This window comes from Nonomuraea longispora, assembly GCF_004348345.1.
Lineage (GTDB): Bacteria > Actinomycetota > Actinomycetes > Streptosporangiales > Streptosporangiaceae > Nonomuraea > Nonomuraea longispora.
Genome location: NZ_SMJZ01000109.1, coordinates 19,204 through 29,165, shown reverse-complemented (window position 1 = coordinate 29,165; position 9,962 = coordinate 19,204). Strand labels below are relative to the sequence as shown.

9 protein-coding genes are annotated in these 9,962 nt (G+C 70.5%); 1 reads left to right on the top strand and 8 read right to left on the bottom strand.

From position 1 onward, the window contains the following. Positions 1-155 precede the first annotated feature (155 nt). From E1267_RS25965 to E1267_RS25945, 5 genes are all read right to left on the bottom strand, one after another. On the bottom strand, positions 156-1,658 hold the full coding sequence (locus tag E1267_RS25965; protein ID WP_132335869.1) for a CotH kinase family protein: 1,503 nt from the start codon (positions 1,656-1,658) through the stop codon (positions 156-158). A gap of 2 nt (positions 1,659-1,660) precedes the next feature. Beyond that, a complete protein-coding gene (locus tag E1267_RS25960) occupies positions 1,661-2,338 on the bottom strand; it encodes a DUF4956 domain-containing protein (RefSeq protein ID WP_132335867.1) in 678 nt (225 codons plus the stop codon). A 3-nt stretch (positions 2,339-2,341) separates the two neighbouring features. Beyond that, positions 2,342-3,235, bottom strand: coding sequence for a polyphosphate polymerase domain-containing protein (locus tag E1267_RS25955; RefSeq protein WP_132335865.1), 894 nt, complete (start codon positions 3,233-3,235; stop codon positions 2,342-2,344). Positions 3,236-3,335: 100 nt separating this feature from the next. Continuing rightward, positions 3,336-4,892, bottom strand: coding sequence for a sensor histidine kinase (locus E1267_RS47410; protein ID WP_132335863.1), 1,557 nt, complete (start codon positions 4,890-4,892; stop codon positions 3,336-3,338). After that, complete coding sequence (locus E1267_RS25945) at positions 4,889-5,623, bottom strand: response regulator transcription factor (RefSeq protein WP_132335861.1); 735 nt, start codon at positions 5,621-5,623, stop codon at positions 4,889-4,891. Before E1267_RS25945 ends, E1267_RS47410 begins: the two co-directional genes overlap by 4 nt. 124 nt (positions 5,624-5,747) lie before the next feature. On the opposite strand from E1267_RS25945, the gene E1267_RS25940 reads away from it, so the two are divergent. Beyond that, positions 5,748-6,545: a phosphotransferase gene (locus E1267_RS25940; protein WP_132335859.1), complete on the top strand. Its 798-nt coding sequence runs from the start codon at positions 5,748-5,750 to the stop codon at positions 6,543-6,545. On the opposite strand, the gene E1267_RS25935 is transcribed toward E1267_RS25940, so the two are convergent. From E1267_RS25935 to E1267_RS25925, 3 genes are all read right to left on the bottom strand, one after another. Then, entirely contained in the window at positions 6,514-7,413 is a 900-nt protein-coding gene (locus E1267_RS25935) for a carbohydrate ABC transporter permease (protein ID WP_132335857.1), read from the bottom strand. The two genes, E1267_RS25940 and E1267_RS25935, sit on opposite strands and share 32 nt — an antisense overlap. Before the next feature lie 3 nt (positions 7,414-7,416). Next, entirely contained in the window at positions 7,417-8,262 is an 846-nt protein-coding gene (locus E1267_RS25930) for a carbohydrate ABC transporter permease (RefSeq protein WP_132335877.1), read from the bottom strand. Positions 8,263-8,324: 62 nt separating this feature from the next. After that, positions 8,325-9,623, bottom strand: a complete 1,299-nt coding sequence (locus tag E1267_RS25925; RefSeq protein ID WP_132335855.1) for an extracellular solute-binding protein — start codon at positions 9,621-9,623, stop codon at positions 8,325-8,327. Positions 9,624-9,962: the final 339 nt, after the last annotated feature.

The following is a 9,962-nucleotide window of genomic DNA, read 5'->3' as shown; positions in this document are numbered from 1 at the left end:
GCCCCACCCCGTCCGCGTCGGTGCGGGCCGGTGCGCGGCGTCCCCTCCCGCTGCCGGGCCGCCGCGGCAACCCCCTGGGCGGTGTCCTGCTCACCGTCGTGCTGGTGACCGCCATCACCTCGACGACGGCCGTGGCGTTCCGTTCCCGCCGCTGATCAGCCCGCGAGCGACTCGGCGCGGGTCTCCAGCGTGGCTCGCAGGCCGGCCGCCTCCTCGGCCGCCTTGGCCCGGTCGGCGCCCGCATTCAGTCCGTACGCCTTGAGCGCCTGGTCCAGCAGGGCTGTGGCGGTGCCGCCGGCCAGCAGGTCGCGGGTGAGGGCCGCGTGCTCCCGCTCGTAGAGCTCCTTGAAACCGGCGTCCTTGAGGAACCTCTCCTTCAGCGCGTGGCCGCCGCGCGGCCCGCCGGCACCCCGCGTGTCCGGCGGGCGGCCTTGCTGTTCTGGCCGCTCGCCCGCCCCGGGCCGGGCGGCGCGGTCGCCGGGGCGCCTCATGCCGACGGCGTCGTGGGGGCCGGCTGTGGCGTCCCCTCTCAGCGCGAGGTTCATGTCCCAGCTGATCACCCTGAACCGCTCCGTGCCCAGGTCGTACCAGAGGTAGTAGTTGTTGCCGGGGCCCGCCATGTCGTCGTGGTTCAGCAGGATGCTCTGCAGGGCCGCGTAGCGGGCGAACGACACGACGTCCAGCCGCTCGGCCAGCCCTGACGCGAACTCCTCGTCCGAGGCCTGCTCCACCCACCTGACCAGGTCGATGACCGGTTGCAGGTCGCGCTGGCCCACCTGGTTGACCTGCTTGAAGTCGTCGGCGTACGCGGTCTGGTCCTCGCCCTGGTAGGTGAAGCTCCCCGAGGCGAGCGACTTGTAGAGCACGCCGTCGCCGAGCCGCTCGGCGTACCCCTCGTCCAGATACTCGACGAGGAGGCGGGGAGCCGAGCGCCGGCCGTTGACGGAGAAGGAGGTGTAGGCCGACCGCTGGGAGGGCTCGCCGGCCGCGTCGACCAGGGCGATCGCCACGGCCTCGTTGAGCACGGCCGCCGACCCCATGGCGGGACGCACGGCCAGCCGGGAGTGGCCCTGGTAGCGGCGGCCCTCGACGAACTCGTCGAAGCTGATCAGCCACGGCAGGTTCTCCGGCTCCTCGGCCTTCAACGCCGCGTCGCGCCCGCCACGCCGGCGTCCGTCCTGCGGCGGCTTGACACCCTCGGGGGGCTCGCCGCCGGGCGGGCGGAAACCCTCCGGCGGGTTCCCGCGGCCGGACGTGTCGCGGGGCCGGGTCTGCCCCTTCCACGTCAGCCCGTGCAGGGTCGAGTTGCCCTTGAGCCGGATGCCCACGCTCGGGATCGTGGTCCCGTCGATGGTCAGGTCGGCCTCGACGTACTTCTTGTCGCCGTCTTTGAAGTACTCCGCCAGCATGTCCTGGTAGCTCTCGTCCCGGAAGGTGAGCGCGACGTCGTGCGGCGCGGCGGCGTCGAACAGTTCCTCGGACCCGGCGAGGTCCCGGACCGCGACGCCGGCCGAGGCGGTCCGCACGCTGGTGACGTACGGGCGGACGGTGCCGCTGCCGAGGACGCCGTAACAGGCGGCCAGGAACGCCACGCACGCCGCCACGAGCCTCCAGTGGTGCCGGAGCCTGACGGGGATGCGGTGTCTGAGGCGGGCCACGGCTACAGGTCGCTCTGGTCGTAGCCGGTGAGCACGGTGACCGACTGGCCGTGGTTGCGCTCCCGCAGCCCGGCGATGAGGTCGGCGGGCTCACTGCCCTTCTTGATCCGGACGGTGTACATCAGTTCGGTCAGCGCGCCCGCCCTGATCGACTCCATGCTGACCAGCTCGAACTCGTCGGTGTGCCGGACGAGAACGTCCTGGACGGCGTGCGTGTAGTCCTCGTCCGACGGCACCTGCACCTTGACGACCTGGCGGCGCACGTTCAGCTGGAACCAGTTGAACCTGTTCATGATCATGATGATCAGCGAGATCGCCACGGCGGCCACCACGGCCAGCAGGTAGAAGCGGGTGCCGACGGCCATGCCGACCCCCATCACCAGGAAGATGAACCCGACGTCCCTGGTCTCCTTGATGGCGTTGCGGAACCGTACCACCGACAGGGCGCCCACCAGGGCGAAGGCGCGGGCGATGTTCGAGCCGACGACCAGCATGATCAGCGAGATCAGCATGCCGAGGATCACGAGCGTCTGGACGTAGGACTGGCTGTAGGAGACGTTGCGGTGCGTCGCCCGGTACACCCAGCCGATCATGGCGCTGAGCACGAACGACAGCGACATCGCGATCGCGATGTCGGCCACGCTGAACGTGCCGGACAGGTCCTGGAAGGAGAAGTCCATGGGTCATGCCTCCACGCGGGCGGTCAGGGCCGACGAGAGTCCGGGGTCCAGGTCGTGGCCGGGGATGTGGAAGATCGAGCGTGGCGCGAGCCCGTGCGCCTCCACGCTCTGGCAGTACTTCGAGAGCCGCACCACCTGCAGGTTCCGCTCGGCGGTCAGGTCGGTGAGCCAGGAGGGGACGCGCTCGTTCGCCTTGACCTCCATGATCGCTTTCCCGGGCGGGACGATGAACCGGTTCGCGGCGTTCGCGCCCAGGTGGAAGTCCCGGTCGCGGCCGCGTACGCGCTGGTCGAAGGTGACCCGCAGGCCCACGTCCGCGCCCCGCCCGACGTAGGCGTGCCGCTGGTAGCCGGTCATCGCGGTGGCGCGCAGGTCGAGCCGGCTGACCAGGTCGAGCACCTCCTCCAGGAAACCCCGCTCGGACGGCTCGTGTCCCACCTGCTCCCGCCCGTCACACAGGCGCAGGGCCTCCCGGTACGGCAGGCGCGCCCGGCGCTTCTGCGTGACCCGGTTGACCCGCTGCTTGATCTCGACGTGGACCGGGGTCTCGCCGGTCACTGCGAAACGGTCGCCGTAATGGCGGATGCGCAGCTTCCTGCGGAACCTGAGGCCCTCGATCTTCTCCCAGTAGAAGCGCAGCCGGCGGGTGTCGTAATAGACGCTCCAGACGCCGTAGCCTCCGTCGCCGCTGTGGTGGTCGCGGTCGAGCACGGTGTCCATCTCGTCGCGCAACTCGCGGGCGACGGCGGCATCGACGAGATACTTGATCTCGTACCTGTTGAAGGCGTGCAGCTTGCTGGGGGCGCGCAGCGCGTGTCCGGCCTCGCCGGGGGCAACGGCCGCCGGGACCTCGGGCCGGCGTACGGGGACGGGGCGCCTGCGGAATCTTCGCAGCATGTCTCTCCCTTCGTGTCAGCCCATAGGGGACAGCAACAACCTGGGAATAGTGTGTGAACCCCGTCGCACCGGGCGATGAACACGCGTGCCGTGACCCGCGTCAGACGCCCTCCGGCCCCTGGACCGGCCCTTCTGCCGGCCCCTGGGCCGGCAGGATGACGCGGAAGGTGGTGCCGTCGCCGCTGCGGGCCTCGATGCGGCCGCCGTGCGCCTCGACCAGCGCAGCCGCGATGGCCAGCCCCAGGCCGGTGCCGCCGCTGTCGCGGGAGCGGGCGGCGTCGGCCCGGTAGAAGCGGTCGAAGACGTGCGGCAGATGTTCCGCCGCGATGCCCGGCCCGGCGTCGCGCACCTCGATGACCGCCGCCGCCCCGCTCACCCGGGCCCCGGCCCACGCGCCCGCGTCCGACGTGCCGCTCCGGGCTTCCGCGCCCGCGCCCGCCTCCGTGCCTGCGCCCATCGTCCCGCTCCCGGCCCACGGGGCCGCGTTCGTGGTGCCGCTTCCGGTCTCGCCGACGGTCACCCGGACCGCCGTGCCCGCCGGGGTGTGGGCCACGGCGTTGCCGACCAGGTTGGCGACCACCTGGTGCAGGCGGTGCTCGTCGCCCGTCACCCGTACCGGCCGCTCGTCCAGGACCAGCTCGATCGGCCGTCCCGGTGCGCGGGCCCGCGCACCGTGCACCACGTCGCCCACGACGACGTGCAGGTCGACCTCCGTCAGGTCGAGCGCCCGTTCCTGGTCCAGCCGTGCCAGCAGCAGCAGGTCCTCCACCAGCACGCCCATCCGCTCGGCCTCACCCTCGATGCGGCTCAGGATGCGCGCCACGGCGGGATCCGGCTCGCGGTCACCGTGCCGGTACAGCTCGGCGAAGCCCCGGATGGACGTCAGCGGCGTGCGCAGCTCGTGCGAGGCGTCGGCGAGGAAGTGGCGCAGCCGCTGCTCCGAGCGTTCGCGCTGGCGCAGGGCCTCGCCGAGGCGCCCGAGCATGATGTTGAGCGCGTGCCCCAGCCGCCCGGTCTCCGTGCGCGGGTCGCTGTCGGCTACCCGCCGGTCGAGTTCGCCGCCGGCGATCGCGGTGGCGGTGCGTTCCATCCGGGTCAGCGGGCGCAGTCCGAGCCGTACGACGGCCAGCGCCACCGCGCCCAGGAGCACCAGCACCAGCGCGCCCGCCGCCACCTCGATGACCAGCAGCTCCCGCACGGTGCTCCTGGCCGCCTCCAGCGACATCGACACCACGGCGCGGTTGCCGTCGGGGAGGGCTACCACGAGCGCGCGCCAGTCGGTGCCCCCCGACCTGCCGGGCACGGTGAAAGGGCGCGGCGGGAGGGCGGCGATGGTGGCCGCGGGGACGTCCGGTCCGTCGTCGGGGCGAGGGCCCGCGCGGACGGACGCTCCCGACGGCAGGTGGAAGTCCACCCGGTACTGGCTGGGCAGCTCCACCTCGCCCCTGCGCGGCGGCCGCACGAGAGGGGGCGGCGGCCGTCCCCTGCCCAGCGTGGCCGCGAAGGCGGTGAGCTGCGTGTCCACCCGGGACAGCAGCGAGCGGTCGAGCAGGATCACCCCCGCCGTCGCGAACACCGCCAGCGCCGCCGCCGACAACCCGAGCAGGGCGGCCAGCAGCCGGTGGCGCAGCGGCCAGGCCCGCGCGATCGGCCTCATCGGCCGCGGTCCAGCAGGCTCTGGTCACGCAGCGAGTAGCCGACGCCGCGCAACGTGTGGATCAGCGGCGGGCCCACCACGTCGATCTTGCGGCGCAGGTAGCTGATGTAGGACTCCACGATCCGGCTGTCGGTGCCGAAACCGTGGTCCCACACCCGGTCGAGGATCTGCGGCTTGCTGACGACCCGCTCCGCGTTGATCATCAGGTAGCGCAGCAGGGCGAACTCCGTCGGCGACAGGTGCACGTGCCGCCCGGCCCGCCGTACGACATGGGTCTCCTCGTCCAGCTCCAGGTCGGCGTAGCGGAGCAGCCCGTCGTCGTGCGCCTGCTCGCGAGGACTCGTACGGCGCAGAATGGCGCGGATGCGCAGCACCACCTCCTCCAGGCTGAACGGCTTGGTGACGTAGTCGTCGCCGCCCACCGTCAGCCCTGCGATCCGGTCGGCCACCGTGTCGCGCGCCGTCAGGAACAACACCGGCGGCCCGCCGCCGTCCGGACGCAGCCTCTGGGCCACCGCGAACCCGTTGAGATCGGGCAGCATCACGTCCAGCACGATCAGGTCGGGACGCTCCTCGCCGACGCGCACCAGCGCCTGCGTGCCCGAGGCGGCCGTACGCACGGCGAAGCCGTTCAACTCCAGGGCGTCCTGGAGCAGTTCACGGATGTTGGGCTCGTCGTCGACCACCAGGACCACGGGGTCGTCGGCGGGGCGGGGGCTCGGTGCGTCCATGCGGGCTGTTGTATCCCCTCTGCCTGGGAGTTGTGTGTGAGCAGCGTAGGCCGGATATTCGCGTGCCCGGTATGCGCGCCGCGTGCCACACTGGGCGCCGGGCCGGTGGTGATCAGGGGGTGTGGTGGCCGACGAAGAGGTGCTGGCAGGAGGCGGCGTCAACCACGTGGTCAGGGTCGGCGACACCGTGCGCAGGCCGGCCGGCCCCTGGACGCCGGCCGTGCACGTCCTGCTCGGCCATCTGGCGGCCCGCGGGTTCGCCGGGGCGCCGAGAAGCCACGGTATCGACGAGCAGGGCCGCGAGATCCTCGATTTCGTGCCGGGCCTGACGGCCGACTGTCCGCTGCCCGGCTGGGCGCGGTCCGACGACGCGCTGGTCGCCGCCGGTGAGCTGCTGCGCCGCTATCACGACGCCACCGCGGATTTCGAGGCTCCTCCCGGCGCCGAGTGGTATTTCCCGGCGGTGAGCCCGGCCGAGGTGATCTGCCACGGCGACGTGGCCACGTACAACTGCGTGTTCCGCGAGGGGCTGCCGGTCGCGTTCATCGACTTCGACACCGCCCACCCGGGCCCGCGCGTCTGGGACGTGGCGTACGCCGCCTACCGGTTCGTGCCGCTGACCGACCCCCGGCACGCCGACGGCCGCCCGGTCGAGGAGCAGGCCCGGCGGCTCGGCCTGTTCGCCGGCGCGTACGGGCTGGGAGAGGAGGACCGCGCCGCGCTCGTCGAGACGGCGCGGACCCGGCTGGAGCATCTGGTCCGCCACATGCACGAGCGGGCGGCCGCGGGCGACGAGGCCTTCGCCGGCCACGTCGCCCGCGGCGACGACGTCTCCTACGAGTGCGACCTCGCCCACCTGACGCGGCACGAGGCGGTGCTGCGGCGTGGCCTCACTTGCCGAAGCCCACGGTCAGGCCGCTGAGCAGCTGGCGCCGGCCCACGATGTAGAGGATCAGGATGGGCAGTGTGGTGAGCACCACCGACGCGAGCACCGCCGGCACGTTGACGCTGTACTGCCCCTGGAACGACCAGAGCGCCAGCGGCAGCGTGCGCTTGTCGGGGCTCTGCGTGAGGACCAGCGGCAGCAGGAACCCGTTCCAGATCGTCAGCGCGTTGTAGACCGTCACCGTCACCACGGCCGGTCGCGTCAGCGGGAACGCCAGCCGCCAGAGCATCGCCGTCTCGGTCGCGCCGTCGAGGCGCATCGAGTCGAACAGCTCCTTGGGCACGTCGCGGATGAAGTTCGACAACACCAGCACCGACAGGGGGATCGCGAACGCGATCGACGGCAGGATCATTCCCAGCAGCGAGTCGTAGAGGTGCAGCCGGATGATGATCAGGTAGACGGGGATGATCGTGGCCTGCAGCGGGATGGCCAGCCCCATGAGGAAGAGCGAGTTCGACAACCGCAGGAACCGGCTCCGCTTGCCGGTCCGGATGATCGCGTACGACGCCATGAAGGAGATGAGCACCGCGGGAATGACCGCGCCCAGCGTGACGACGACGCTGTTGACGAAGTACAGCGGGAAGTCCGACTCGATGACCATCACATAGTTGGCCAGCGTCGGCTCGCCGGGCGGCACGAGCGGGTTCTCGGCGTAATACCGGCTCTGCGACTTGAAGCTGGTGATGACGATCCAGTAGATCGGCACGATCACGACCGCCAGCCAGATCCAGGAGGCCAGGCCCGCCAGCCAGTTGGGCCGGCCCCTGGGCCGGTTGCGGCGCTGGTGCCGCGGCTGGGGCCCGCCCTCCATGACCTCGGGCTTCGTGGTGAGCGTGGACGCCATGGTCTAGGCCCCTTCGAGCTGGCTGTGGCTCGTGTCGCGGCCGCCGAGCCGGCGCAGCACCAGCGCCAGCACGAGCCCCACGAGCACGAGGATGACCGCGATCACACTGGCCAGGCCCATCTGGCTGGCCTGCCACCCGCGCACGTACATGTCCAGGGCGAGCACCCTCGTGGCGTCTCCCGGCCCGCCCGCGGTCAGCACGAAGATCAGGTCGAAGAAGGTCAGCGACCCGACGACCATGAGCGTCGAGGACGTGATGATCGTGTACTTCAGCTGCGGCAGGGTGATGCTGAAGAACCTGCGCACCCGGCCGGCGCCGTCGAGCTCGGCGGCCTCGTACATCGAGCGCGGGATCTGGCGTACGCCGCCCTGGTAGATCAGGGAGTGGAACGGGATGAACTGCCAGGACACCACGAAGATCACCACGCCGAACGCGAGGTACGGATCGCCGAGCCAGTCCTGCACCAGCAGCGGGATCTGCAGCCCTGCGCCGAGCCCGAAGTTCGGGTCGAGCAGCGCCTTGTAGGCGATGGCGATGGCCGCGGAGCTGAGCAGCAGCGGGATGAAGTACACCACGGACAGGATCGCGCGGTAGCGGTGGTGGTTGGCGAGGAACGTGCCGAGCAGGATGCTGGCCGGCGTCTGCACCGCCCAGGACAGGGCCATCACGAGGAACGTCACCCACAGCGCGTGCGGCAGCCCAGGGTCGGCGAGCACGGTCGTCCAGCTGTCGACGCCCGCGAAGCGGATGTCGCCAAGTCCGTCCCACGCGGTGAAGCTGAGCACGAGAACGCCGAGCAACGGGACCAGCCCGAACCCGGTGAAGAACACCAGCGCGGGCACGGCCATCCACGCGAGCGAGCCGCCACGGCCCCTTCGCTTGGGGGCCGTGGCGGAGGTCGCGAGCGCGCTCACTTGCCGATGACCGCGTTCATGTTGGTGGCGAACTCCTTGGGGGAGATCGAAAGCTGGAACAACTTGGCGATGTTGTCCAGCAGCACCTCGGCGGCCGTCGGGCTGAGCGCCTGGTCCCACGACTGCGCGAACGTCTTGGCGTTGACGGCGATGTTGTAGACGAAGTTGAGGAACTCGGCGTCGTCGGAGGAGGCGAACTCCTTGTCGGCGCCCTTGACGATCGGCACCGCGCCGGTCGCGACCCACTCCTTGACCGCCTGGTCGCCCATCAGCTCGGTGGCGAAGAACTTCTTGGCGATCTCCTTCTGCTCGGGTGTCGCCTTGGAGGAGATCGACATGTACTGGCCGGGGTTGCCGACGGTGTTGCTCGGGTCGCCCTTGCCGCCGTCGATCGGCGGGAAGTTGATGTAGCCGAGGTTGCCGCCGGAGACGAAGTCGCCGCCGTCCTGCTTCATGCTGCCGTACGTCCAGCCGCCGTGCAGCATCATCGCGGCCTTACCGGTGTAGAGCAGCGCCTGGTCGGCGTTCGAGTCGGCGGTGATCGAGGAGAAGCCCTTGATGAACCCGTCGGCCTTGATCAGCTCCTGCATCCTGCCCAGGGCGTCGATGGCGACCGGGTTGCTCCAGGCGTCCTTCTCCGCGTCGAACACGGCCTGGAACACCTCGGGGCCGCCCAGGCGGTCGAAGAGGAACTCCAGCCACATCATGTTGGTCCAGCGCGACTGACCGCCGAGCGCGAACGGCGCGATGCCCTTGGCGTTGAACTTCGGCACCAGGTCCATGATGTCGCCCCACGTCTGGGGCGGCTGCGCGCCGATCTTGTCGAAGGCCCGCTTGTCGTAGTAGAGGACGATCGGCTGCATCGTCTCGCAGGGCATCGCGTAGATCTTGTCGTCGATCGTGGCGGCGCCGAAGGAGGAGGGGAACAGCCTGTCCTTGAGCGCGGCGTTTTCGTCGAACCACGAGGTGAGATCGTCGACCTGGCCCGCCTGGACGTAGCTGCGCAGCGTGCCGCCGCCCCAGCCCCAGATCAGCGTGGGCGCCTGGCCGGCGCCGATGGCCGTCTTGATCTTGGTCTTGAACGCGTCGTTCTGGAAGGTCGTCCCCGCGATCTGGCTGTTGGGGTTCGCCTTGTTGAACCGTTCGACGGTTCTGGTGCGCACGCCCTCCTGCGGCTGCGTCGACAGGTACCAATAAGTGGCGCCGCCGCCACCGCCACCACCACTGGGGGTGCCGGGCCTGGTCGGGCCCGAGCTGCCACAGGCGGCAAGCGCGGCTCCCAGGGGCAGGCCCATGGAGAGGCTGAGGAAAGTGCGGCGAGACGTTGTCCTTGGCTCCACGGGGATCTCCGTACTCGAACGTCGCGGTCTCTGGCCGCGGCTCGTTGGTCATCGGATGCGGTGGCCGGCGGTCGTGGATCAGCGTCCTGCGGACGCCACTGCTCCACTCCTCCTTGAGTCAGCTCTCCGAAACATTTTCGACATGACCGCGGGTTTCGCCAATCTAGATTTCGGCCAAAGGTGTGTCAAGACCCGTCACGGAGCGAACAGATTACGGTCCGGCCAAGGCCCGTGTACAGTACTTTGGCGCGGGCTATCGCTGGTCCACCGGCCTTCGGAAATCCGCGCCAAGAC

What these genes read in the sequence shown, in the direction of transcription:
- E1267_RS47410 (WP_132335863.1), bottom strand. Translation starts at nt 4,892, where the DNA reads ATGAGGCCGATCGCGCGGGCCTGGCCGCTGCGCCACCGGCTGCTGGCC.
- E1267_RS25945 (WP_132335861.1), bottom strand. Translation starts at nt 5,623, where the DNA reads ATGGACGCACCGAGCCCCCGCCCCGCCGACGACCCCGTGGTCCTGGTG.
- E1267_RS25960 (WP_132335867.1), bottom strand. Translation starts at nt 2,338, where the DNA reads ATGGACTTCTCCTTCCAGGACCTGTCCGGCACGTTCAGCGTGGCCGAC.
- E1267_RS25955 (WP_132335865.1), bottom strand. Translation starts at nt 3,235, where the DNA reads ATGCTGCGAAGATTCCGCAGGCGCCCCGTCCCCGTACGCCGGCCCGAG.
- E1267_RS25930 (WP_132335877.1), bottom strand. Translation starts at nt 8,262, where the DNA reads ATGGCCGTGCCCGCGCTGGTGTTCTTCACCGGGTTCGGGCTGGTCCCG.
- E1267_RS25925 (WP_132335855.1), bottom strand. Translation starts at nt 9,623, where the DNA reads ATGGGCCTGCCCCTGGGAGCCGCGCTTGCCGCCTGTGGCAGCTCGGGC.
- E1267_RS25935 (WP_132335857.1), bottom strand. Translation starts at nt 7,413, where the DNA reads ATGGCGTCCACGCTCACCACGAAGCCCGAGGTCATGGAGGGCGGGCCC.